This window comes from Microbispora oryzae (genome assembly GCF_017896165.1).
GTDB classification, from domain to species: Bacteria; Actinomycetota; Actinomycetes; order Streptosporangiales; family Streptosporangiaceae; genus Microbispora; species Microbispora oryzae.
Genome location: NZ_JAFCNB010000013.1, coordinates 179,366 through 203,156 on the forward strand (window position 1 = coordinate 179,366; position 23,791 = coordinate 203,156).

Annotated in this window: 20 protein-coding genes and 1 rRNA gene; all 21 read right to left on the reverse strand. The window is 71.6% G+C overall.

Annotation, left to right across the window (positions count from 1 at the left end; all coding sequences use genetic code 11):
* Positions 1-72: 72 nt before the first annotated feature.
* Entirely contained in the window at positions 73-1,329 is a 1,257-nt protein-coding gene (locus tag JOL79_RS23095) for a glutamate-5-semialdehyde dehydrogenase (RefSeq protein WP_210157969.1), read from the reverse strand.
* Positions 1,330-1,346: 17 nt separating this feature from the next.
* Positions 1,347-2,471 carry a glutamate 5-kinase gene (gene proB, locus JOL79_RS23100; RefSeq protein WP_210157970.1) on the reverse strand — a complete coding sequence of 375 codons (1,125 nt, stop codon included), beginning with the start codon at positions 2,469-2,471 and terminating at the stop codon, positions 1,347-1,349.
* Between the two features lie 45 nt (positions 2,472-2,516).
* On the reverse strand, positions 2,517-3,869 hold the full coding sequence (gene obgE, locus JOL79_RS23105) for a GTPase ObgE (RefSeq protein ID WP_210157971.1): 1,353 nt from the start codon (positions 3,867-3,869) through the stop codon (positions 2,517-2,519).
* 88 nt (positions 3,870-3,957) lie between these two features.
* Positions 3,958-4,215, reverse strand: a complete 258-nt coding sequence (gene rpmA / locus JOL79_RS23110) for a 50S ribosomal protein L27 (RefSeq protein WP_210157972.1) — start codon at positions 4,213-4,215, stop codon at positions 3,958-3,960.
* Between the two features lie 43 nt (positions 4,216-4,258).
* A complete protein-coding gene (gene rplU / locus JOL79_RS23115) occupies positions 4,259-4,573 on the reverse strand; it encodes a 50S ribosomal protein L21 (protein WP_210157973.1) in 315 nt (104 codons plus the stop codon).
* A 185-nt stretch (positions 4,574-4,758) separates the two neighbouring features.
* On the reverse strand, positions 4,759-7,719 hold the full coding sequence (locus JOL79_RS23120) for an Rne/Rng family ribonuclease (protein WP_210157974.1): 2,961 nt from the start codon (positions 7,717-7,719) through the stop codon (positions 4,759-4,761).
* 103 nt (positions 7,720-7,822) lie between these two features.
* The gene (locus JOL79_RS23125) at positions 7,823-8,617 is read right to left on the reverse strand and encodes a TIGR03936 family radical SAM-associated protein (protein WP_210157975.1); all 795 of its coding nucleotides are present in this window, start codon (positions 8,615-8,617) and stop codon (positions 7,823-7,825) included.
* Between the two features lie 49 nt (positions 8,618-8,666).
* On the reverse strand, positions 8,667-10,589 hold the full coding sequence (locus JOL79_RS23130; RefSeq protein WP_210157976.1) for a TIGR03960 family B12-binding radical SAM protein: 1,923 nt from the start codon (positions 10,587-10,589) through the stop codon (positions 8,667-8,669).
* Between the two features lie 18 nt (positions 10,590-10,607).
* Entirely contained in the window at positions 10,608-11,501 is an 894-nt protein-coding gene (locus tag JOL79_RS23135; protein WP_210157977.1) for a phosphotransferase family protein, read from the reverse strand.
* Positions 11,498-12,907: an NsdA family TPR-like regulatory protein gene (locus tag JOL79_RS23140; protein ID WP_210157978.1), complete on the reverse strand. Its 1,410-nt coding sequence runs from the start codon at positions 12,905-12,907 to the stop codon at positions 11,498-11,500. The genes JOL79_RS23135 and JOL79_RS23140 overlap by 4 nt, the downstream gene beginning before the upstream one ends.
* 54 nt (positions 12,908-12,961) lie before the next feature.
* The gene (locus JOL79_RS23145; RefSeq protein ID WP_210157979.1) at positions 12,962-13,210 is read right to left on the reverse strand and encodes a hypothetical protein; all 249 of its coding nucleotides are present in this window, start codon (positions 13,208-13,210) and stop codon (positions 12,962-12,964) included.
* 154 nt (positions 13,211-13,364) lie between these two features.
* Positions 13,365-14,531, reverse strand: coding sequence for a rod shape-determining protein RodA (gene rodA, locus JOL79_RS23150; protein ID WP_307848680.1), 1,167 nt, complete (start codon positions 14,529-14,531; stop codon positions 13,365-13,367).
* A gap of 12 nt (positions 14,532-14,543) precedes the next feature.
* Positions 14,544-16,604: a penicillin-binding protein 2 gene (mrdA, locus tag JOL79_RS23155; RefSeq protein ID WP_210157980.1), complete on the reverse strand. Its 2,061-nt coding sequence runs from the start codon at positions 16,602-16,604 to the stop codon at positions 14,544-14,546.
* Positions 16,601-17,116, reverse strand: a complete 516-nt coding sequence (gene mreD, locus JOL79_RS23160) for a rod shape-determining protein MreD (protein ID WP_210157981.1) — start codon at positions 17,114-17,116, stop codon at positions 16,601-16,603. The genes mrdA and mreD overlap by 4 nt, the downstream gene beginning before the upstream one ends.
* Before the next feature lie 5 nt (positions 17,117-17,121).
* Positions 17,122-18,516 carry a rod shape-determining protein MreC gene (gene mreC / locus JOL79_RS23165; RefSeq protein WP_210157982.1) on the reverse strand — a complete coding sequence of 465 codons (1,395 nt, stop codon included), beginning with the start codon at positions 18,514-18,516 and terminating at the stop codon, positions 17,122-17,124.
* A gap of 9 nt (positions 18,517-18,525) precedes the next feature.
* Complete coding sequence (locus tag JOL79_RS23170; RefSeq protein ID WP_210157983.1) at positions 18,526-19,557, reverse strand: rod shape-determining protein; 1,032 nt, start codon at positions 19,555-19,557, stop codon at positions 18,526-18,528.
* A 208-nt stretch (positions 19,558-19,765) separates the two neighbouring features.
* Complete coding sequence (ndk, locus tag JOL79_RS23175) at positions 19,766-20,176, reverse strand: nucleoside-diphosphate kinase (RefSeq protein WP_210157984.1); 411 nt, start codon at positions 20,174-20,176, stop codon at positions 19,766-19,768.
* A 134-nt stretch (positions 20,177-20,310) separates the two neighbouring features.
* Entirely contained in the window at positions 20,311-21,876 is a 1,566-nt protein-coding gene (locus tag JOL79_RS23180) for a hypothetical protein (protein ID WP_210157985.1), read from the reverse strand.
* A gap of 11 nt (positions 21,877-21,887) precedes the next feature.
* Entirely contained in the window at positions 21,888-22,226 is a 339-nt protein-coding gene (locus tag JOL79_RS23185; protein ID WP_210157986.1) for a DUF4233 domain-containing protein, read from the reverse strand.
* A gap of 11 nt (positions 22,227-22,237) precedes the next feature.
* Positions 22,238-23,521, reverse strand: coding sequence for a bifunctional folylpolyglutamate synthase/dihydrofolate synthase (locus JOL79_RS23190; protein ID WP_210158004.1), 1,284 nt, complete (start codon positions 23,519-23,521; stop codon positions 22,238-22,240).
* Positions 23,522-23,706: 185 nt separating this feature from the next.
* Positions 23,707-23,791 (reverse strand): 5S ribosomal RNA (rrf, locus tag JOL79_RS23195); the annotation flags it as partial.

Below are 23,791 nucleotides of genomic sequence, written 5' to 3' on the forward strand. Positions count from 1 at the left end.
CACCGACGAATTCCCGGAGGCGCGCCGGGCGGCGTTTCCCCGCGCTCCTCCGCGTCCGGCCACGGGCCGGGCTCACTGCCGGATGTGCCCGTCCCCGGTGTAGATCCACTTGGTGGATGTCAGCTCCGGCAGCCCCATGGGCCCGCGGGCGTGCAGCTTCTGGGTGGAGATGCCGATCTCGGCCCCGAAGCCGAACTCGCCGCCGTCGGTGAACCGGGTCGAGGCGTTCACCGCGACCGCCGCCGAATCGACGGTGGCCGTGAACCTCCGCGCCGCCGGCTGCGACCGGGTGACGATGGCGTCGGTGTGGGCGGAGCCGTACTTCCTGATGTGCGCGACCGCCTCGTCGAGCGAGTCGACCACGGCGGCGGCGATGTCGAGCGACACGTACTCCTGCGTGTAGTCGTCCTCGCCGGCCGGCACCACGTCGGCGCTGTAGGCCCGGGTGCGCTCATCGCCGTGCACCGTCACCCCGGCGCCCGCGAGCGCCGCGAGCGCCCTCGGCAGGAACTCGTCGGCGACCGCCGCGTGCACGAGGAGCGTCTCGGCGGCGTTGCACACCGAGGGACGCTGCGTCTTGGCGTTCATCAGGATCGTGAGCGCCATGTCGAGGTCGGCGTCGGCGTCCACGTAGACGTGGCAGTTGCCGACGCCCGTCTCGATCACCGGGACCGTCGACTCCTCGACCACGCTGTTGATGAGGCCGGCGCCGCCGCGCGGGATCAGCACGTCGACCAGGCCGCGGGCCCGCAGCAGATGCTTGACCGAGTCGCGGTCGCGGCCGGGCACGAGCCGCACCGCGTCCGCCGGGACCTCGGTGCCGGCCAGCGCCTCCCGCATGACCCGCACCAGCGCCGTGTTCGACGCGTACGCGCTGGACGACCCGCGCAGCAGGACGGCGTTGCCGCTCTTGAGGCACAGGACGGCCGCGTCCACGGTCACGTTGGGACGGCCCTCGTAGATGATCCCCACCACGCCCAGCGGCACCCGGACCTGCCGCAGCTCCAGGCCGTTCGGCAGGGTGCTGCCGCGAACGACCTCGCCCACCGGGTCAGGCAGGTCGGCGACCTCGCGGACCGCTGAGGCGATCTTCTCGACCCGCTCCCGGTCGAGCCGCAGCCGGTCGATCATGCCGGCCGGCGTGCCGGCCTCGCGCGCCCGTTCGACATCGCCCGCGTTGGCCTCGACGATCTCGTCGGCCGCCGCCACCAGCGCGTCCGCCACGGCGCGCAGCGCGTGGTCCTTGGGCGCGCGGGGCAGCGGTGCCAGGGCCGTCGCGGCGTCCCTGGCCGCCCTCGCGACCTGCATGAACTCCTCAGCCTCGGACATCTGCCTCGCGCTCCCGTTCACTTGTCGCCTGCCTCAAGTATGACCATGTCATCACGGTGGACGAGCTCACGCTCGTACTCCGGGCCCAGCGTGGACGCCAGCTCCCGGGTGGACCTCCCGAGCAGTTCGGGGATCTCGGCGGCGTCGTACGCGACGAGCCCGCGAGCGACCGGCACACCGCCGGGGCCGACCAGGTCGACCGGGTCGCCGGCGGAGAATTCGCCCTCGACCTTGACCACGCCCGCCGGCAGCAGCGACTTGCGCCGCCCGACGACGGCCTCGACCGCGCCCGGGTCGAGATGCAGCCGTCCCCGGCCCGTGGTGGCGTGGGCCAGCCAGAGCAGCCGGGTGCCGGGGTGACGGCCCCCGGGGCTGAAATAGGTGCCCACGTCTCCGCCGGCGAGCGCCTGGGCCGCGTGCGCCGCGGCCGTGAGCACGACGGGCACGCCGGCGCCGGTCGCGATGCGCGCGGCCTGCACCTTGGTGACCATGCCGCCGGTGCCGACCCGGCCGGACGTGCCCAGCTCGACGCCCTCCAGGTCTTCCGGCCCGCGGACCTCCGCGATCCGCCTCGCCCCGTCCCTGCGCGGATCGCCGTCGTACAGCGCGTCCACGTCGGACAGCAGCACCATGCCGTCGGCGTGGGTCAGGTGGGCGACCAGCGCCGCCAGCCTGTCGTTGTCGCCGAAGCGGATCTCGTCGGTCGCCACCGTGTCGTTCTCGTTCACGACCGGGACGATGCCGAGCTCAAGGAGCCTGGCCAGGGTCCGCCGGGCGTTGCGGTGGTGCGACCTGCGCATCATGTCGTCGGCGGTGAGCAGCACCTGGCCCACCCGCAGGCCGTACCGGGCGAAGGACGAGGTGTAGCGGGCGACCAGCACTCCCTGCCCGACGGAGGCCGCGGCCTGCTGCGTCGCCAAATCCTTCGGCCGGTCCCGTAAACCGAGCGGCCCGAGCCCCGCCGCGATCGCGCCGGACGAGACGAGCACGATCTGCGTGCCCTCCCGCCGCCGCGCCGCCAGCACGTCGACGAGCGCGTCGACCCGGTCGACGTCGATCGTCCCCGCCGAGGTCGTCAGGGAGGACGAGCCCACCTTGACGACCAGCCGCGCGGCCGTACGGATCCGGTCCCTGCCTGACACGCCGCTCCCGTCCGATCTACGATTCCCCCGGCCGTACGCGGCCGGTCAGCCGAGCCTTCTGTCGCTGCCCCGGGGCCCCAGCGCCGCCGCGACCTCGCCCTTCGACGGCTGCCAGTCGAAGACGTAGCCGCCCTCCATGGACCCGATGACCACCTCGGCGCCCGGCTGCGCCCCGGCCTCCACCAGTGCCTCCTCGACACCGAGCCGTTCCAGGCGGTCCGCGAGGTAGCCGACCGCCTCGTCGTTGGCGAAGTCGGTCTGCCGGATCCAGCGCTCGGGCTTGTCACCCGTCACCTGGAAGACGCCCTCGCCGACCCGCCGGACGGAGAACCCGGTCTCGCCGAGCTGCTTCGGCCTGATGACCAGGCGCGTCGGCTCCTCGACCGGCGCCAGCGCGCGGGCCTGCGCCACCATCTCGCCCATCGCGTACGCCAGGGGCCGCAGGCCCTCGTGGCTCGCCGCGGAGATCTCGAAGACCCGCAGCCCGCGCTCCTCGAGGATCGGCGTCACTATGTCCGCCAGGTCTCTGCCGTCAGGCACGTCGACCTTGTTCAGCGCGACCAGCCGGGGCCGGTCCTGCAGCGACCCGTACGCCGCGAGCTCGGCCTCGATCACCTCGAAGTCGGTCAGCGGGTCGCGACCGGGCTCGATCGTCGCGCAGTCGAGGACGTGCACGATCGTCGAGCAACGTTCCACGTGCCGGAGGAACTCGTGCCCCAGCCCCCGGCCCTCCGACGCGCCGGGAATGAGCCCGGGCACGTCGGCGACGGTGAACACGGTCTCCCCCGCCGTCACGACGCCCAGGTTGGGGATCAACGTGGTGAACGGGTAGTCGGCGATCTTCGGCCGGGCCGCGGACAGCGACGCGATCAGCGACGACTTGCCGGCGTTGGGGAAGCCGACCAGCGCCACGTCGGCGACGGTCTTCAGCTCCAGCACGATCTCGGCCTCGTCGCCCGGCTCGCCCAGCAGCGCGAACCCGGGGGCCTTGCGTTTGGCGTTGGCGAGGGCCGCGTTGCCCAGCCCGCCGAACCCGCCCTGGGCGGCGACGTACCGGGTGCCCGCGCCGACCAGGTCGACCAGCACCTCGCCGGTCGCCGCGTCCTTGACCACCGTGCCGTTGGGCACGGGCAGCACCATGTCCTCGCCGTTGGCGCCGTCCCGGTTCGAGCCCATGCCCTGCTTGCCGTTGCCCGCCCGGCGGTGCGGCCGGTGGTGGTAGTCGAGGAGGGTCGCGGTGTTGGGGTCGACCTCCAGGGTCACGTCGCCCCCGCGCCCCCCGTTGCCGCCGTCCGGGCCGCCGAGCGGCTTGAACTTCTCGCGGTGGATGGAGGCGCAGCCGTTCCCCCCGTCTCCCGCCTTGATGTGCAGGACGACGTGGTCCACGAAGTCGGCCATCAGCCGCTCCCCCTTCCTGATCAAAAATGAATGAGGCGGACCGAATGCTCGATCCGCCTCATCTCGCTACGTCGTCGTCCCGGGCGGACTACTCCGCGGCTGGGACGATGCTCACGGCGCGGCGACCGCGCTTGGTGCCGAACTGCACGTGACCGGCGGTCAGCGCGAACAGCGTGTCGTCGCCGCCGCGGCCGACGTTGTCGCCGGGGTGGAAGTGCGTGCCGCGCTGGCGGACGATGATCTCACCGGCGTTCACCAGCTGGCCGCCGAAACGCTTGACGCCGAGGCGCTGCGCGTTCGAGTCACGGCCGTTCCGGGTGGACGAGGCGCCCTTCTTGTGTGCCATGGTTCACTCCCTTTCGGGGTCAGCGGGGGTCGTCCCCCGGGAATTACTGTCCGGGGTTGATGCCGGTGACCTTGACCTGGGTGTACCGCTGACGGTGGCCCTGGCGCTTCTTGTAGCCGGTCTTGTTCTTGTACTTCAGGATCCGGATCTTCGGACCCTTGGTCTCGCCGAGGATCTCGGCGGTCACCTGGAACTTGGCAAGCGTGGCAGCGTCGGTGGTGACATCGCCGTCGTTGACGACGAGCACCGCCGGCAGCGACACCGAGGAGCCAACCTCTCCGGCGACCTTGTCCACCTCGAGGACGTCCCCGACGGAGACCTTCTGCTGCCTGCCGCCGCAACGAACGATCGCGTACACCGCGGAACCCTTCTACTGGCTCAATGCTGAGATGCGCGCCCCGCATCCAGTCTGCTGTCGATCAGATAACCGGCGATCCGGGCAGGCGCGCGTAGCCAGGCACGCCGACACCGAGCGCACCGGATGACCAGGGTACCGGATTCACGGTACCGAGGTCGAACCGGGCGGACCACCGGAAGCGAGTCCTAGTCGGCCGCCTTCCTGCGGGACCGGCGGCGGCCGCGCGAACCGCTCTGCGCCGCCTCCTCCTCACCCGGCTCGAAGGCGTCGGTGACGCTGTCGCGTCCCGTACGGGACGAGGCCGCCACCGAGGTCTCACCGGTCCCGAGCTTATCGGCCACCGACTTCTCGATGGCCATCTTGCCCTGCGTGCCGCGCGGCTCGGGCTTGCCCTCCACCGGCTCGGTGGACACGATGATCCCCCGCCCGTGGCAGCACTCGCACGGCGTGGAGAACGCCTCCAGCAGGCCCTGGCCGACCCGCTTGCGGGTCATCTGGACCAGGCCGAGCGAGGTGACCTCCGCCACCTGGTGCTTGGTCCGGTCGCGGGCCAGGCACTCCAGCAACCTCCGGAGCACCAGGTCGCGGTTGCTCTCCAGCACCATGTCGATGAAGTCGATCACGATGATGCCGCCGATGTCCCGCAGCCGGAGCTGGCGGACGATCTCCTCGGCCGCCTCCAGGTTGTTGCGGGTGACGGTCTCCTCGAGATTGCCGCCCTGGCCGGTGAACTTGCCGGTGTTCACGTCGACGACGGTCATCGCCTCGGTCCGGTCGATCACCAGCGAGCCGCCGGACGGCAGCCAGACCTTGCGCTCCATCGCCTTGGCGATCTGCTCGTCGATCCGGTACGCGGCGAACAGGTCGGTCGGGTCGTCCCACTTGGACAGGCGCTCGGCCAGGTGCGGGGCGACGTACCTGACGTACTCGTCCACCGTCACCCAGACGTCCTCGCCCTCGACGACCAGCGAGGTGAAGTCCTCGTTGAAGACGTCGCGGACCACCCGGACGGTCAGGTCGGGCTCGCCCGACAGCAGCTCCGGCGGGCTGGCCGACTTGGCCTTGCGCTGGATGTTCTCCCACTGCGCCGACAGCCGGGCGACGTCGCGGCCGAGCTCCTCCTCCGAGGCGCCCTCGGCCGCGGTACGCACGATCACACCGGCGTTCTCCGGCATGACCTTGCGGAGAATCTGCTTGAGCCGCGACCGCTCCTTGTCCGGGAGCTTGCGGGAGATGCCCGTCATCGAGCCGTCCGGCACGTAGACCAGATAACGGCCGGGCAGGCTGATCTGCGAGGTGAGCCGGGCGCCCTTGTGGCCGATCGGGTCCTTGGTGACCTGCACGAGCACCGACTGGCCGGACTTCAGCGCCGCCTCGATCCGCTTGGGCTGGCCCTCAAGGCCCGCGGTGTCGAAGTTGACCTCGCCGGCGTACAGCACCGCGTTGCGGCCCTTGCCGATGTCGACGAACGCCGCCTCCATCGAGGGCAGCACGTTCTGCACCTTGCCGAGGTAGACGTTGCCGACGTACGACTGGCTGGACTCGCGGTCGACGTAGTGCTCGACCAGCACCCCGTCCTCGAGCACGGCGATCTGGGTGCGGCCGCCCCTGCGGCGGACGACCATCACCCGCTCGACCGACTCGCGCCGGGCCAGGAACTCCGACTCGGTGATGATCGGCGGACGGCGGCGGCCGAGCTCGCGGCCTTCCCGGCGGCGCTGCTTCTTCGCCTCCAGCCGGGTCGAACCACGCACCCCCTGGACCTCGTCGACCGAGGTGGCGCGGGTGGCCCGCGGCGCTCGGATGCGGACCACCGTGTTCGGCGGCTCGTCTCCGGTGGGCTCGACCTCCTCGCCCCCGCGCCGGCGACGGCGCCGCCGGCGGCGTGAGGTGCCCTGCCCGCCCTCGGCCTCCTCGCCGTCCTGGTCGTGGTCCTCGTCCTCGTCCTGCGCGGCCTGCGACTCCTCGGCCTCGCCCTCGGACTCGGAATCCTCGGCGCCCTCGGCCTCGTCGGCGTCCCTGAGCCGGGCACCGCGACCGCGACCGCCCCGGCGGCGGCGCCGTCGGCGCGGGCCGGTCTCGCCCTCGCCGTCGATCTCCTCCTCGGCCGCCTCAGCGATCTCCTCCGGCTCCTCGGCCTCCTCGGGCTCCTCCGTCCCCGTCACCGGCCCGGTCGCCGGCGTGGTGGGACGAGCCGCCGGCACCGCGAACGGGTCGGGCGCCTGGAACAGCGGCTGGAACAGCGCCGGGGCCTGGAACGTCACGGACGGGACGTCGGCCCGCCGGGCGGCGGCGAACGGGTCGGCGATCAACCGCGCCCGGTCGTCGTCCTCGACGGTCGCCTCGAACGCCTCCTCCGCCTCCACCTCGTCCAAGGGCTCGACGTCCTCGAGGAGGTGCTCCTTCAGCGGCTCGAAGTCGGAGGGCTCGTTGAGGTCCTCCTCGCCCGGCCGGTTGAGCTGCAGAGCCGCGGCCACCTGAGCCTCCGCGGCGCTCATGGCCCTGGATCGTTCCGGCGTCGCCTCACTTCTCCTGGTGCGGCCGCCCCGGCGCCTCACCTGCTCCTCAGCCTGCGTCTGGGGCGGGGCCTGCTGCGGGTCCGCCTCGGCGACCGGCTCCTCGGCCTTCCTGCGGGTACGGCGGCGCCGTACCGGCTCGGCCGCGGGGACCTCCGCCGCAGCGCCCTCCGGCGCGGCGGTCTCGGCCGCGGCGGTCTCGGCCGCGGCGGTCTCGACTCCGGCGGTCTCGACTCCGGCGGTTCCGGCGACGCTCTCCGGCGCGGTGGGCGCGGGGGCGGCGGCCTCTGTGGCGGCGACTTCTGTGGCGGCGGCCTCGGCGCCGGGCTCCGGCGTCCGCTGGGCCTCGGCGGCGGCCGACGCCCGGCGGCGGGTGGCCCGCTTGGGCGCCTTCTTGGTCTCGGCGGGCTCTGTCACCCGGGGGGCGGCGGTGGCGGCCACCACCGTGGTCACGGGCGGCGGCAAGTCGTCCGGCTCCGGCGGCGGCCCGGCGGGACGGCTCGCCGCGCGGCGGCGCGGCTGCGTGGCGGCCCGGCCGGACGCGGTCGCGCCGGCGCTGTCGTCGCGATTTTCGTCTGTCGTATCACTGCCAAGGCTCACGGCCCCGTCAGTCAGCTCGTTGTCGAGCATGCGGGCGCTCTCCCGTCAGCCTCCGGGCACGTCGCCGCGCCGCGCGGAGGCTCTCGTCTCTCACGGTCCGCCGGGCCTCCTGTCGGCGCCGCGGCGGCAAGTCTTATCGGTCTCCGCCGGCCCGATCGAGTTCGAACGGGTCGGCGGGCTCACCGGTCGTAGCGTCCAGCGGCCCCTGCGCCAGCCTGGTCACCTCAGGGGGTGACGGCGGCGCGAAGCCGGCTACGAGACGCAGACCCATGAGCACGTCGTCGGGTCGTACGGCAGGTGTTTCGTGCCGAACAACCATACGAAGTATGACACACGGCTGACCGGGCTCCTGACCTGCTGTTCTTGGCGGACCGTCCACCAGTGACAGCGAAGCGACCGCCTGGCGGGTGTCGAACCGCCGCAGACCCTTCTTTGTCAGGCGCTCGACCTCGACCCGATCGGCGGTCCAGAACTCCTTCACCGCCGCCTCGGCCACGGCCGGATCGGCCCCGGGAATCCGGATCTCCCAGACCGAGCCCTCCAGCCGGTCGGCCAGGCCCCCCGCCCTGGCCTCCACCACGTCGAGAACGTCCAGGCCCGGCGGCAGCGAGGCGTCGAGCTCGGCCAGGACCTCGCTCGGGTCACAGTGCCGGGTGACGCCGATCTCCAGGTACTCGGCCTCGCTCGCCACCCCGGTGGGGGCGGCGCCGGCGTAGGAGATCTTCGGATGAGGGCTGAAGCCCGCGCTGTAGGCCACCGGGATCCCGGCTCGCCGCACCGCCCTCTCGACGGCGCGGGAGATGTCGCGGTGGCTGGTGAAGCGCAGCCTCCCCCGTTTGGCGTAGCGCACTCTCAGCCGCTGCGCCACGGGCTCGGGCGCCGGCCCCTCGGGAACGGGCTTCTTCAGGGTTCCGTCGTCCTTCCACATCTCGGTCGATCGTCTTACAGGATAGCCAGGTTGGCGGGCCGTACCCGGGTCAGATGACGGTGAGGGGCAGCAGCTTCTTCCCGGTGGGACCGATCTGGATCTCCGTGCCCATGGTGGGGCAGACGCCGCAGTCGTAGCAGGGCGTCCAGCGGCAGTCCTCGACCTCGCCGGAGTTCAGCGCGTCCTGCCAGTCCTGCCAGAGCCACTCGCGGTCGAGGCCGGCGTCGAGGTGGTCCCAGGGGAGCACCTCGTGCTCGTCACGCTCGCGCGTGGTGTACCAGTCGACGTCCACCGGCTCGCCCGCGAGGGCGCGCTCGGCGGCCGCCATCCAGCGCTCGTAGGAGAAGTGCTCACTCCAGCCGTCGAAACGGCCGCCGTCCTCCCACACCGCCCGGACGACCTTGCTCACGCGGCGGTCGCCGCGCGACAGCAGGCCCTCCACAATGGACGGCTTGCCGTCGTGGTAGCGGTAGCCGATCGCCCTGCCGTACTCCTTGTCCCCGCGCAGGGCGTCGCGCAGCTCGCGCAGCCGCCGGTCGACCGTCTCGTGGTCGCACTGGGCGGCCCACTGGAACGGCGTGTGCGGCTTGGGCACGAATCCGCCGATCGAGACCGTGCACCGGACGTCCCTGGAGCCGGTCGCCTCGCGGCCCGCCTTGACGACCTTCATGGCCAGGTCGGCGATGCCGAGGACGTCCACGTCCTCCTCGGTGGGCAGCCCGCACATGAAGTAGAGCTTCACCTGCCGCCAGCCCTGGCCGTAGGCCGTGGTGACGGTGCGGATCAGATCTTCCTCGGTGACCATCTTGTTGATCACCTTGCGCATCCGCTCGGACCCGCCCTCGGGAGCGAACGTGAGCCCCGAGCGGCGGCCGTTGCGTGACAGCTCGTTCGCCAGGTCGATGTTGAACGCGTCGACCCGGGTCGACGGCAGCGACAGCCCGACCTGGCTGCCCTCGTAACGGTCGGCCAGCCCCCTGGTGACGTCACCGATCTCGGAGTGGTCCGCGCTCGACAGCGACAGCAGGCCGACCTCGTTGAAGCCGGACTCCCGTATGCCCGCCTCGACCATGTCGCCGATCGTGGTGATCGACCGCTCCCGCACCGGGCGGGTGATCATACCGGCCTGGCAGAAGCGGCAGCCTCGGGTGCAGCCCCGGAAGATCTCCACGCTGAACCGCTCGTGGACGGTCTCCGCGAGCGGGACCAGAGGCTTCTTCGGGTACGGCCACTCGTCCAGATCCATGACCGTGTGCTTGAACACCCGCGAGGGCACGCCCGCGCGGTTGGGGACGACGCGCCTGATGCGGCCGTCCGGGTGATACTCGACGTCGTAGAACTTCGGGACGTACACCCCGCCGCTCTCGGCGAGGCGCATGAGCAGCTCGTCGCGGCCCCCCGGCGACCCCTCGTCCTTCCACTCCCGGATGACCTCGGTGATCGCGATCGCGATCTGCTCGCCGTCGCCGAGCACGGCGGCGTCGAGGAACTCCGCGATGGGCTCGGGGTTGAACGCGGCGTGGCCGCCGGCCAGCACGATCGGGTCGTCCTCGGTCCGCTCGGCGGCCGGCAGAGGGATCCCCGCCAGGTCGAGCGCGGTCAGCAGGTTGGTGTAGCCGAGCTCGGTGGCGAACGACACCCCCAGGACGTCGAAGGCGCGCACCGGCCGGTGGGCGTCGACGGTGAACTGCGGGACGCCCTCGGACCGCATGAGCGCCTCGAGGTCGGGCCACACGGCGTACGTGCGCTCCGCCAGCGTCTCCGGCAGCTCGTTGAGGATCTCGTAGAGGATCTGCACGCCCTGGTTGGGCAGGCCCACCTCGTAGGCGTCCGGGTACATCAGAGCCCACCGGACCGTCGCCTCGTCCCAGTCCTTGACCGTCGAGTTCAGCTCACCCCCGACGTACTGGATCGGCTTCTGCACCCTCGGCAGCAGCGGCTCCAGGCGGGGAAACAACGACTCGGCAGACATGGGTCCAGGGTATCGGCTCTAGACGGGGTGCCAGGTCCGGTCGTCCCCGGCGCGCAGAGAGGCGAGGCGGTGCCGCAGCTCCTCCTCGGCGGCCGGGTCGCGGTGGGCGTTGCGCAGCACGGCGGTCAGGGTCTGGAGCTCCCGGATGTCCCTGAGCACCGGATATCCCGGCCACCGCCTGATGTCACCGCCGTAGGCGCGGACGAACCCCGACCGCTGCTCCTCCGACAGCCCGAACCTGACCCCCTGCAGCGTCGGCACCAGGTCGATCTCGCGCGGACCCGCGCTGACCGAGTCCCAGTCGCACAGCAGCAGCCGCTCCGGCGTGCGGATCAGGTTGCCGCGGTGCGCGTCGCCGTGGATCAGCCCGTACGGCAGGGCGAAGTCGAGCCGCTCGTAGTAGGTCTCCTCCAGGCCGGCGCAGCGGTCCAGCAGCCAGGTCCGCTCGTCGTCGCCGATCACCAGGCTCGCGTGGACGGCCCGGCGGATCCCGCCGAACGGGTCGTACGTCGGGAGCGCGAAGGGCACGGACGGCAGCGCGTGCAGCCAGCGGAGCAGGACGCCGAGCGGGGCGGGGTCGTGCTCGGCGCCGCCGGACGGCCCGCCCTCCTCGTAGTACCAGAAGGTCGCCAGGCAGCCCTCGGCCGCGATCGGCTGGCGGACGTCGAGCGGCCGGATGACCGGGAAGCCCTGCTCGTGCAGCCACCGGGTGACCTTGAGCGAGGTGACGAGACGGTCGAGCTTGCCGGGCGTCGTGGCCTCGGCGAGGCGCACGACGACCCCCTCGGTGGGCAGGTGGTAGACCACGTTCGCGACGCTGCGCAGCAGCCGCGCGCCGGTGCTGCTCAGGCCGGCCTGGCGGCAGGCCTCGGCGAGGGCGGCGGGCACGCCCGCCGCGATCGACACCGTCATCCTCGGCCTCCTTCGGGCAGCGCCCGCGCCGCGGACTCGGGCAGCCCGACGGCGCAGAAGCCTTCGAGCCGGTTCGCGATCGGACCGGTGAGCGACGGACGGGTCGCCTGCAGGGTCTCGGCGAGGCTGTCGATCCTGCGTTCCGGCGGCAGTTCGAGCAGCGGGGCCAGGGCCTTCTCCGCGCCGTCGACGTCGTCCTCCATGAGATGCGCCACGACGAGATGCGCCCCGGCCATCGCCTCGCAGCCGTACGACCGGTTCTGCCGGTCCTCTCCCGCGTACAGGGCGAGCGCGCCGCGGGCCTGTTCGATGGCCTGCGCGGACTGCCCGAGGTGCAGGTGGGTGACGGCCGTGTAGTACGCCTGTTTGGCCTGCCGGAAGGCGAACTCGCCGGCGAACCCGTCGTGCAACTCGTCTCCCGAGCCCGATCCCCGCGCGTCCAGGGCCTTGGAGATCTCGTCCGCGGCCTGCCTGGTCCAGCCGAGCATCGCCCCGGCGCGGGCGCGGAGCATGTGCAGCCGGGCGGCGCCCTGACCGGCCCTCAGGTGGGTCAGGCCGTCCTCCGCGTATCCGGCCGCGTCCTCGTACCGCTTGTCCCACAGGGCGACCGACGCCTGCATGCCCCGGGCCCAGCCCATCAGGGGCTGGTTCCCGGAGATCCGCCCGTATGTCCAGGCCGCCCGGGCCAGGGTGTCGGCGGGCACCCGCCGTCCCATGTCCATGCTGGCGTTCGCCATCAGCCCGCACAGGGCGCCGGTGAGGAAGTACAGCTCCCCGGCCTGCGTCGGGTGGATGCGCCGTTCGAGCGCCCGGCGGGTCTGCTCCTGCAACGCCCGCATCTCGACGAACAACGGCAGCGGCGCCTCCCAGACGTACCGCCTCGACACCCACATGACCTGGGTCCGCAGCCGTTCGATGGCGCTGTCGCCGATCTCGCTGGCCTCCACCCGCTCGGCGTGCTCGCTGGCCTCGCGGGCGGCCCTGGTGATCAGGTCAGGCGTGGCCGTCCTGGGCTGGCGCGCCTCCTCGGGCGTGTAGTCGCGGGCGAACCCGAGCTGCACCGGACCCGTCTCGAACAGCCGGCACAGCAGGTCGGTGTAGTCGCGGTCGGGCCGGGCCCCCGCCTCCCACTCACGCCAGGACCGCTCCGTCAGCCCCCTGCGCTTGATCTGCTCGCGGTCGCACATGGCGTGGAAACGCTCGATCGCCTCCTCGACCGTCCACCCCTGGGCCAGCCGCAGGCACTTGAAGCGCGACAGCCGGGGGCAGCAGACGTGGATCTCCTCGGCGATCTGGTGCAGCACGCTCGTCGTGGGCGGCTCGCCCAGTCCGGCCAGCGTCCGCTCGCGGATGGTCGCCGCGATCTGGATGGCGGATCGGTCGCCGCCGCGTGGGGGAATTGTCATCGGCTCTCCATGGGGTGACACCGGCACGCTAGCGCCCTGAACGTCACGATCCGGTCACCCCGCGCACTGCGAGTTGCTCTCCTTCCCGCGGAGGGGAACGATCGTTCCCCCGCTCCTGAGCTGAGCCAGGAAGAGCTGGCCACACAGGCTGCTCGGCGTTTCGGCGAACCATACCTTCGGCGGGTCGCCCGCCGCCGCGGCGGCCCAGCGGCCGCCGCCGTACACGATCCGATAGTCCGGGAACGCGGTCCTCAGCAGCTCAAGAGCATGCTCACGCTCGCGTGTCTCGTCGTCCGGAGTCACCGTTCCTCCGTAAGGGTCTGTTCAGCCCCCGAACCGATTCTGTTCCCATCGTGTTCTCCTGCGCGTGCGGGCGCCAGTGAGAGCGAAGATCCGGGACCATGCGAGTCGCGCTCATGCGGCGGCCCCGCCCGGCGGGCGTCTCGGGAGGCGAGTCTCAGGAGGCGAACGGCCGCCGCAGGTGGATGGCCTGCAACGCCCCGACGGCGATCATGTTGGCGAACGTCGCCGTTCCTCCGTACGAGACGAAGGGCAGCGGCACACCGGTGATCGGCATGATGCCGATGGTCATGCCGACGTTGACGAGCGTCTGGAAGGCCATCCAGGCGACGATTCCCCCCGCGACCAGGGCGGCGAACCGGTCCTCGCACATCCGGGCGATCCGCACACCGCGCAGCAGAACCACACCGAGCAGCGCGACCACGGTGACGGTGCCCACGAAACCGAGCTCCTCGCCGGCCACGGTGAAGATGAAGTCGGTGTGCTGCTCCGGCACGAACCGGCCGGTCGTCTGGCCTCCGTGGAACAGCCCCTTGCCGAACACCTCGCCCGACCCGATCGCGACCAGGGCCTGGGTGCTGTTGTAACCCACCCCTCGTGGATCACTGGACGGGTCGATCAGCGCGGTGAACCGGGCCACCTGGTAGGGCTTCATCAGCCCGAGCGACCACACGGCCGCGGCCGCGAGGGCGGCCAGCACCAGCCCGGCCAGCACCCAGCGCTTACGGATCCCGGCGAACACGATGACCCCGGCCGTGATCGCCATGAGCACCATCGTGGTGCCGAGGTCGGGCTGCATCATGACCAGGATCGCGGCCACACCGGAGACGGCCAGGCACAGCAGGATGTCGACGGGCCGCGGCCGGTCCTTCCCCTCCGCCGGCCGGGCGAGCAGCCGGGCCATCATCACCACGAGCGCCGGCTTGGCCAGCTCGGCGGGCTGCACGGCGAAGCCGCCGCCGAGCATGATCCACGAGTGGTGGCCGTTGATCGTCGACCCCATCGGCGTGATGACCAGCAGCAGTCCCAGGATCGCGACGCCGTACAGGACCGGCGCGTAGGTCCGCAGCCACCGGTAGTCGGACACCGCGACCACGCTGTAGAGGGCGAGCCCGATGCACAGGTTGAGCACGTGCTTCTTCGCCAGTCCGGTGGGTTCCGCCGACGACCAGGTGCGGGTCGACGACCACACCAGGAGCGTCCCGATCACGCTGAGCGCGACCACCGCGGCGAGCAGCACCCCGTCCATCCTCCAGACGGCGGCTCCCGGGCCGACCGCCCGCTTGGCGAACGACCGCCGCCCCACCCGCATCGCGTCAGACACGGCCGATCCCCCTTACTGGACAGTCCCGTCCTGCCGGATCACCGGCAGCCGGTCGGCCGGGTGACCGTCCGGGAGCGCGGGCTTGACCGGCTTGCTGTTCTCACTCTTGCCGATGCCGTAGATGCCCTCCCAGATCCGCCGTACGGCGGGGGCCGCGCTCTCGGCGCCGAAGCCGCCCTGCGACACCATGACCACGGTCACCAGGCGGGGCTTGTCCGCGGGCGCGAACGAGGCGAACCAGGAGGTGTCGCCCTTGCCCCAGACCTCGGCCGTACCGGTCTTGCCGCCGATCTTGACCACGTTCATCGGGAAGCCGCGGAACGCGCCGGCCGCCGTGCCGTCCGACGGCACCTCGCTGAGGGCCTTGCGGATGTAGTCGCGGGTCTCGTCGCTGACCGGCAGGTGGCTCACGATCGGCACCGGGATCTCCTTGACGAGGGTGCCGTCGGGCTTGACCAGTGCCCATCCGACACGCGGGCTGCGCACGTTGCCGTCGCCGACGAGCGCGGCGTACGCCCGGGCCAGCTGCAACGGCGTGACCAGCACGTCACCCTGGCCGATGGAGAAGTTCGCCGCCTCGTAGGCGTGGAACAGGAAGCCCTCCAGGCAGTTCTCGTGCGCCAGGCGCTTGGAGAACGCGGCGCGGGCCTCGTCCTTCAGCTCGGGGTAGCCGGTCTTGGCCCGCCGGCACATGGAGTCCTTCGTGGAGTTCCACAGGTTCCGCTTCCAGGTGCGGTCGGGGATCCGGCCGGGCGAGTCGCCGGGCAGGTCGATGCCGGTCGGCTGCCCGAATCCGTACGCGCGGGCCATGTTGGCCATCGGCTCCTTGGTCTTCGTCTTCGGGGTGTTGCCGCCGTCGCGCAGCCACTCCTCGTAGCCCGCCCGGTAGAAGACGGTGTCGCACGACTTCACCAGCGCCTCGTGCAGGGAGATCGAACCCAGGGCCATGCCGCCGGCGTTGCCGAAGGCCCGGCCGCCCACGTTGTAGGAACTGGGGCACTGGTACGTGCCGTGCAGCGGCTCGCCATCCGCGATCATCGCGGAGGCGGAGCTGATCTTGAAGGTGGATCCCGGCGCGTATTCGCCCTTCAGCGCCCGCGAGATCAGCGGCTTCCCTGACTTCTCCGACAGCAGCCGCTGGTATTCCTTCTCCGTGATGCCGCCGGTCCAGACCTTGGGGTCGTACGTCGGCCTGCTGGCCATCGCGACCACCCGGCCGGTCTTCACGTCGAGGACCACTGCGGCGGCGCCGTCGGACTGCGGGGCCTCCGCCATGGCCTGGGCCAGCGACTTCTCCACGACCGCCTGCACCCGGGCGTCGATGCTGGTGACGAGGATCTCGCCGGGCGCCGGCGTGGTCTGCTGCTGCACCGCGACGACCTTGCCCATCCGGTCGACCTGGACCCGGCGCAGGCCGGGGCTGCCGCGCAACGCGGAGTCGTACACCTCCTCCAGGCCGTCCCGGCCGACGAGGTCGACGCCGGAGTAGCTGGCCTTGAGGCCCTCGCGCTTCTCCAGCTCACTCTGCGTGACCGGCTGGAGGTAGCCGAGCACCTGGGCGGCGTCCCTGCCGTTCGGATACTCGCGGACCGCCTGCAACTCGGCCGTCACGCCGGGGAAGTCCTCCTGGCGCTCCAGGATCTGCAGCGCCGCCCGGTTGCTCACCCGGTCCGCGACCGGGACGGGCGTGTACGGCGATCCGGGCCAGCACGGGCGTGTGACGCCGGGACCGCAGGCCCGGATCTTCTGCTTCAGCTTGTCGACCGGGATCTTCAGCACCGCGGAGAGCCGCCGCAGCACCGCGTCGCCGCCGTCCGGCATTCGCTCGAACCGGGACCGGTCGACCGACACCACCAGTGTGCTGCGGTTGCGGACCAGCGGCCGGCCCGTGGCGTCGAGGATCATCCCGCGCAGGGCGGGCACCCTGACCTCCCGGGTGCGCGTCTCGGTGGCCACCGTGACGAACTTGGCCCCCTGCACCACCTGCACCTGCCACAACCGGACCACCAGCACCACGATCATCGCGATGACCATCACCTGCAAAAGCAACAGCCGCGCCCGCAACCGAGTCATGCCGTCCCCCGTCTCCAGCTCGTCACGAGCTCGTTTCCGCCGCCGCGCCTGCGCTGCCGGCTCAGGGCGTTCACCACCCAGAACACCGCCGGGGCGGCCACGAGATTGCACACGGCGCTCCGGAGCCACACGGTCCTGATGACAGGCCAGGTGAGTCCGGGGCTGCCGAGAAGCGCTCCGATTCCCTCGACCAGTCCCGGCGCGATCACGGCGCAGACCGCCACGATGACCAGGGGCGCCCGCTCGCCGGCCCGCCCCGCGAGATATCCCAGGGCGCACATGACCAGCGCGTACTGCCCCAGCGTGTGATTGGCGGGAGGCAGCATGTCGTAGGCGAGCCCGCCGCAGAAGCCGATCACGGCTCCCGCCGCCGGCCCCCTCGTCGCCGCGAGGGCGACCACCGTCAGCAGCACCACGTCAGGCGCGAACGAGCCGAGCAACCGGTTCAGCAGACTCACCTGCAGCACCAGCGCGAGCAGCAGCAGGAGCCCGGCGGTCAGGTTCCGGAGCATGCGGATCAGTTCCCTCCGTCGCGCTCGCGGGGCCGGTGCGCCGGCGGGGCATCGGGCCGTGCGGCGACGGCTCGCGAGTCCGGGGCGATACGGCCGGCCCCAGCGTGACCGGCGGCGGCGTGACCCGTGGCATGGCCCGTCGCGGCGTTACCGGCTGCCGCCCGGCCGGAGGCGCCGCGTGCGGCGGCCCCGCGCGTCTCCGGAGCGGGCGCCGCGGCGTGCGCTACCGGCCGGCGGCCGGGACGCTCCTCCGCCGGGCGAGCCGCCGGCGCGGCACGACCGGGCATCTCCGCGCCGCCGGCCGCCCGGCCGGGACGCACGCGTGCCTCGCCGCCGGTCTCCCGTCCCTCGGTGGCGGGTTCACCGGTCTGATCACGCGGCTCGTCCGCCCGGCGGCGCGCGTCGCCGCGCTCGCGAGCGTCGCGACGGTCGCCCGGACCGGCCTCGACCCTCGGGCTGCCCAGCCACCACTCGTTCTGCCGCTGGTCACGCCCTCTGGCCCGCATGGGCGTGGGAGCCGGCCGCGGCACCGGCGGCAGCACGGAGTCGCGCGGGTCGCGCTTGGGCGCCTGCACGATCACCCCGACCACGTCGATGGCCGAGAAGTCGGTGAACGGCCGGGCGTAGGCGGTCTTGATGAGCTCCCCCGGGACGCTCTCGACCCGCTCGATGATGCCGATCGGCACCCCGGGCACGTACGGCTTGCTCTGCTGGGAGCCGAAGGAGACGATCCGCCGGCCGACGGCCAGCGGCGCCGAGGAGTCGAGCAGGCGGAACCTGACCAGGTTCTCGCCGCCGCCCTCCTCGCCGAGGCCGCTCACCACACCGATCTCGTTGCTGCCCTCCAGGCGCGCCCCCGCCGACAGGGCGGGATCGGTGAGGAGCGCCACGGTGGAGGTGTCCGGCCCTGCCTGGACGACCCTCCCGACGAGCCCCTCGCCGGTCAGCACGCTCATGTCCTGCCGCACACCGTCGACGGTGCCCGCGTCGATCTCCACCGCGTCCTCGAAGCCGGGTACGGAGCGCCGGGCCACCACCTGGGCGGGCACCACGCGGTAACGGCCGAGGCCCGCGAGCCCGAGCATCTTGTCGAGCTTGCCCATGCGGCCCTGGTCGACGCGCTGCGCGGACAGCTCGCCCCGCAGCCGCGCGTTCTCCTTGCGGAGATCGGCGACCGCGCGCTCGGCCCCAGGCGCCGCCTTGACCATGCCGACGAACCCGGTGATCGGCCCGGTGATGCCCGCGCTCACGTTCTCGACCTTGCCGAAGAACGAGGCGGCGGCACTGCGGATCGGGCCGATCACCGGCAGGGCGGCGGACCGGTGGTCCACGGTGATGAGGATCAACGCGGCGGCTACCAGGAGACCGAGTGCGAGACGGGCGCGGCGGGTGTCTCTCATTACCGCTCCTTAGTTGCGGGGCTCCGGCACGAGCACCTGCTGGAGGGCCTCGAAGTCCTCCACGCATCTACCTGAGCCCAGCGCCACCGAGTCGAGCGCGTTGTCCGCGAGATGCACCGGCATGCCGGTCTCCTCTCGCAGCCGGTCCACCATGCCGCGCAGCAGGGCCCCTCCGCCGGTGAGGGCGATGCCCCGGTCCATCAGGTCGCCCGACAACTCCGGCGGGCACTTGTCCAGCGTCGACTTGACCGCGTCGACGATGACGTTCACCGGCTCGGCCATCGACCTGCGGATCTCCTCGGCGGAGATCACCACGGTCTTGGGCAGGCCGCTGACGAGGTCGCGGCCCCGGACCTCCGCGTGGAAGTCCTCACCCGTGGCGCACGCGGAACCGATCGCGATCTTGACTTCCTCCGCCGTGCGCTCCCCGAGCATCAGGGAGTACTCCTTCTTGGCGAAGGCCATCACCGCCTGGTCGAGTTCGTCCCCGGCGACTCGGATGGACTGGCTTGTCACGATGCCGCCCATCGAGATGATCGCAACCTCAGTGGTACCGCCCCCGATGTCGACCACCATGTTGCCGGTCGGTTCGTGGACGGGAAGCCCGGCGCCGATCGCGGCGGCCATCGGCTCCTCGATGATGTAGACGCGCCGCGCTCCGGCCTGATAGCCCGCCTCCTTCACCGCGCGTTGCTCGACGCCCGTGATGCCGCTGGGCACCGCCACGATGATCCGAGGCCGGACGAAGTGCCGGCGCTTATGGACTTTCTGGATGAAATACCTCAGCATGCGCTCGGTCACATCGAAATCCGCGATCACTCCGTCCCTCAGGGGACGGATCGCGACGATGTTGCCGGGCGTCCGCCCGATCATCCGCTTCGCTTCTATTCCAACTGCCACGATCTTGCCTGTCGTGACGTTGATGGCGACGACGGACGGCTCGTTGAGCACGATGCCGCGCCCTCGCACGTAGACCAATGTGTTCGCCGTGCCAAGGTCAACGGCCATGTCACGGCCCAGGAATGTCAGCTTGCTGCCCATGCGGAAGGAAGCCTTCCTTCAGGTGGTGAGCGGGTTGGCGGGATAACGCATCGCACTCGAATCGTAACGGCATGTGCTCATGACTGGGCACATCGAGCTCCCACGCCCCGGGAAAATTCCCGGTTCCCCGGACAGAGGTCGGTCACCACCTCGGAAAACACGACAGACCCCGGGTTTGGACCGGGGTCTGTCGTGTTGCGGGCCGGGGCTAGAAGCGGTCCGGGAAAAAGATCTTGATCTCACGGGCGGCGGACTCCGGCGAGTCCGAGCCGTGCACCACGTTCTCGCCGATCTCCAGGGCGTGGTCTCCGCGGATGGTGCCGGGCGCCGACTTCACCGGGTCGGTGAGACCGGCCAGGCCGCGGAACGCCTCGACGGCGCGGGGTCCCTCAAGAACCAGCGCCACCAGGGGCCCGGAGGTGATGAACTCCACCAGCTCGCCGAAGAACGGCCGCTCGGAGTGCTCCGCGTAGTGCGCCTTGGCGGTCTCCGCGTCGAGCGTGCGCAGGTCCATCGCCACGATCTTGAGGCCCTTGCGCTCGATGCGGCCGATGACGTCCCCCACGAGGCCACGACGGACACCGTCAGGCTTGATCAGGACAAGCGTACGCTCGGACACGATTCGTCTCCTTGTAATGGTGAGGCGGTGTGGTCTGATCGGATGGCGTCGTGCTCGCCGTGCCGTCGATCGGGCCACACTCGGGAGCTCCAACGCACCGGCAGCTTACCGGTCCGATGAGACCGAACCGTCGTTCACGCGTCGCGGCGGTGATCGGCTGGTGAGCCGTCCTCCTCCTCGGGCGAGGGAGTCGGCGCGGGGACCACAGGGCCGTCGTGCGCTCCATCACGCGCCGGGCCGGCCACCGGCACCGTCCCGTCCGCCGTCGCCGCTGTCCTCCGGGCGAGGATCGAGCTGATCACCATGATGCCCACCACGACGAAGCCGCCGACGAGCGCCCACAGGTGCAGCGCGTCCATGAACCCGTCGACCACCGCCTGCCGGCCCGCGTCCGCCGCGCGGGTCGCCTCCTGCAGCCGGTTGACCTGGATACCCGTACCGAGCAGGAAGCCCGCGAGCACCGCGGGGAAGCACAGCGACAGGCCGAGGAGCGCGGAACCCACGCCGGCGAGGCGCAGCGCGCTCGTCAGGGCGATCGCCGAGCCCGCCGCGAGCAACGCGAACGGCACGACCAGGGGCGCGCCGTCCGGCTCGGGCACGAGCAGCCGGATGGCGCACAACCCGGCGACGATGGCCACCAGGCCCGCGAGCGTGATTCGGCGGCACTGCGCCTCAGGCACAAGTCCCGCCACGATCGCCGCCGCCACCGCGACCACCGCCGCGACCAGGAAGGGCAGCCACAGTCCCTTGAGTCCCGGCCCGCCGAGCCCGCCGAGCTCCACGTAGGTCGTCTGCGCCGCCGTAGGGAGGACGACGAGCCCGACCGCGACGTTCGTGAAGGCGATCGAACGGCCGCCGGGACCGTCGGCGGTGGCCACCGCGCCGAGCCCGACCATGGCGATCACGGCGACGGCGGCCGCCGCGACCACGAGCGTCGGGGCCCAGTCGAACGTGGTGCCGACGGCGAGAACCGCGATGCCCGCGGCGGGAATCGCCGCCAGCCCCAGGCGCCCTCTCTCGGCGGGAGACACCCGGCGCGCGGCCGCGTCGGTGAGATCGCCGGCCCCGTCCTCCGTGCCGTCACCCGTGAGCAGCCACAGGACGAGGTAGACGGCGGCGAGCGCCAGGGCGACCCCGGTGAGCAGCGGGTACGGCTGGAGGGTGAGCCGCCAGGAGCTCGCCTCGTCGAGCGGCCACAGGGCGAGGGCCTGGGCGGCCAGCAGGCCCGCCGAAAGCATCCCGGCCCACAGCGGCACCAGGATCTTCCGGCTCGGCCGCTCGGCGACCGCGACCAGGGTCGCCGGCACGAGCATGCCCGCCCCGACCCCGTGCAGCACCCGCAGCACGCCGACGAGCGTCGTCGTGTCGGCGTAGCCGCCCGCCCCGTCGGCCAGGGCGAGCAGGGTCAGGCCGGCCACCAGGATCGGCGCCGCCCGGAACCTCCGTACGGCCAGGGCGGCCAGCGGGACGGTGAGCAGCATGGCGGGCAGCGCCAGCCCGTGGGCGCGCATCATCTCCACCGGCTGGACTCCGGGTGGCAGCAGCGCGGCGACCACGGAGATCGTGTTGGGGATGGCGACGACCGCGAGCGGCAGCGCCACCGCGGTGAGCAACCCGACGACGACATCGAGCAGTAAGGGGACCCGGACGGCGCGGAACGCCACGGCGGCCCGTGTCTGTGGAACGGGAGGGACGGCCATGGTTGCCGACTTTAGCGCTTAGTCGCCCCTTCGACACGGCGAGCGACGAAGATGGCCGTCACCCAAAGCGCGGCGAAGATCACTCCAAGGACGTACATCACGGGGACCAGCACTCCGGTCGCGATCGCCAGTAACTGGATCACGCTGCCCGCTATGTAGGCGGACGGCCGCTTCAACATCGCGGTCACCACGACGCAGAGCACGGCCAAGCCGAGACCGACCGTGACCGCGAGCGCCGGCGCCACGTCGTTGATCTGGATCGCGACCGGAGTGATCAGCGCGACGACGACAGCCTCCATGGCCAGGACGCTGGCGCCGAGCCGGCGCATGCCGGGGGTCACCTCGAACATGACGCCCCCGCTCACTTCGCGGCCCCGAGCAGCACGCGGGCGTCGCCCACGGTCACGACCGACCCGGTGATGAGCACCCCGGACCCGAACTCGTCTCCCTGGTCTGCCAGGCCCACGGCCACGTCGATCGCGTCATCGAGCCGGTCGCTCACGTGGACGCGGTCGGTGCCGAAGACGGCCTCGGCACGGGCGGCCAGTTCCTCGGGGCGCATGGAGCGGGGCGAGGAGTTGCGGGTGACCACGATCTCCTCGACGATCGGCTCCAGAAGTTCGAGGATCGCGTCGACGTCCTTGTCGCCCATCACCGCGACGACGGCGATCAAGCGAGTGAAGCCGAAGGCCTCGGTCACCGCGTCCGCCGTCGCCTCCATGCCGGCGGGGTTGTGGGCCGCGTCGAGCACGACCGTCGGCCCGCTCCTGACCACCTCCAGCCGTCCCGGGCTCGTCACCTGTCCGAATGCCTGCCGCACGACCTCCTCGCCGAGCGGCTCGTCCCCTGCCGTCAGCGCCTCCACCGCGGCGAGCGCCCCCGCCGCGTTGCCGGCCTGGTGGGCGCCGTAGAGCGGCAGGAAGACGTCTTGGTAGACACCCTTGAGTCCCTTGAGCTGGAGCAGCTGGCCTCCCAGCGCGAGCTCGCGGTGCAGCACTCCGAACTCGAGCCCTTCACGGGCGACGACCGCCCCCACCTCGCCGGCGCGCCGCATCAGCACCTCGGCCGCCTCCAGCGGCTGCTGGGCGAGGACGGCAGTCGCGCCGGGCTTGATGATGCCGGCCTTCTCCCCTGCGATCGTGGCGACGTCCGGGCCCAGGTACTCGGTGTGGTCGAGGGAGATCGGCGTGATGACCGCGACCGCGCCGTCGGCGACGTTCGTCGCGTCCCAGGTGCCCCCCATGCCGGTCTCGATGACCGCGATGTCGACGGGCGCGTCGGCGAAGGCCGCGTACGCCATGGCGGTGAGGACCTCGAAGAAGCTGAGCCGGCCCATCTTGCCGTCCGTCATCTCCAGGTACGGCTCGATGTCCTGGTAGACCTCGACGAACCGTTCCTCGGAGAGAGGCTCACCGTCGACGCAGATCCGTTCCCGCATCGAGGTGAGATGGGGGCTCGTGTATCGGCCCACCCGGAGGTTGCGCTCCCGCAGCAGGGCCTCGGCCATGCGGGCGGTGCTCGTCTTGCCGTTGGTCCCCGCGATGTGGACGACCGGATAGGCCTTCTGGGGATCGCCAAGGAGCTCCATCAACGCGATGATGCGATCGAGGGTGGGGTCGAAATCCCATTCGACCCCACGCGCCATGATCGCCTGTTCGACGGCTCGGTATTCCACGTCCCTCAGCGTACGGGCTCCGCGACGAGGTACGGCGTCCGCCCATCCCCGTGATCGCCGGCGCATACGAAAAAAGCGCGAGGGGCCACCTCGCGCAAATCACCCCAGAAAAGCATGAAGGGCCACCCCAAACAGGGTGGCCCCCCACAAAAATTGTCCGGCGGCGTCCTACTCTCCCACACCGTCCCCAGTGCAGTACCATCGGCGCTGGAAGGCTTAACTTCCGGGTTCGGAATGTAA

Excerpts from the sequence above, each read along its gene's own strand:
- JOL79_RS23140 (WP_210157978.1), bottom strand. The coding sequence starts at position 12,907 with ATGACAATTCCCCCACGCGGCGGCGACCGATCCGCCATCCAGATCGCG.
- mrdA (WP_210157980.1), bottom strand. The coding sequence starts at position 16,604 with ATGACTCGGTTGCGGGCGCGGCTGTTGCTTTTGCAGGTGATGGTCATC.
- JOL79_RS23190 (WP_210158004.1), bottom strand. The coding sequence starts at position 23,521 with ATGGCGCGTGGGGTCGAATGGGATTTCGACCCCACCCTCGATCGCATC.
- JOL79_RS23130 (WP_210157976.1), bottom strand. The coding sequence starts at position 10,589 with ATGTCTGCCGAGTCGTTGTTTCCCCGCCTGGAGCCGCTGCTGCCGAGG.
- rpmA (WP_210157972.1), bottom strand. The coding sequence starts at position 4,215 with ATGGCACACAAGAAGGGCGCCTCGTCCACCCGGAACGGCCGTGACTCG.
- mreD (WP_210157981.1), bottom strand. The coding sequence starts at position 17,116 with ATGCTCCGGAACCTGACCGCCGGGCTCCTGCTGCTGCTCGCGCTGGTG.
- JOL79_RS23125 (WP_210157975.1), bottom strand. The coding sequence starts at position 8,617 with ATGTGGAAGGACGACGGAACCCTGAAGAAGCCCGTTCCCGAGGGGCCG.
- JOL79_RS23120 (WP_210157974.1), bottom strand. The coding sequence starts at position 7,719 with ATGCTCGACAACGAGCTGACTGACGGGGCCGTGAGCCTTGGCAGTGAT.
- JOL79_RS23185 (WP_210157986.1), bottom strand. The coding sequence starts at position 22,226 with ATGTTCGAGGTGACCCCCGGCATGCGCCGGCTCGGCGCCAGCGTCCTG.
- mreC (WP_210157982.1), bottom strand. The coding sequence starts at position 18,516 with ATGAGAGACACCCGCCGCGCCCGTCTCGCACTCGGTCTCCTGGTAGCC.
- JOL79_RS23180 (WP_210157985.1), bottom strand. The coding sequence starts at position 21,876 with ATGGCCGTCCCTCCCGTTCCACAGACACGGGCCGCCGTGGCGTTCCGC.
- JOL79_RS23170 (WP_210157983.1), bottom strand. The coding sequence starts at position 19,557 with ATGGGCAGCAAGCTGACATTCCTGGGCCGTGACATGGCCGTTGACCTT.
- obgE (WP_210157971.1), bottom strand. The coding sequence starts at position 3,869 with ATGGCCGACTTCGTGGACCACGTCGTCCTGCACATCAAGGCGGGAGAC.
- JOL79_RS23095 (WP_210157969.1), bottom strand. The coding sequence starts at position 1,329 with ATGTCCGAGGCTGAGGAGTTCATGCAGGTCGCGAGGGCGGCCAGGGAC.
- JOL79_RS23135 (WP_210157977.1), bottom strand. The coding sequence starts at position 11,501 with ATGACGGTGTCGATCGCGGCGGGCGTGCCCGCCGCCCTCGCCGAGGCC.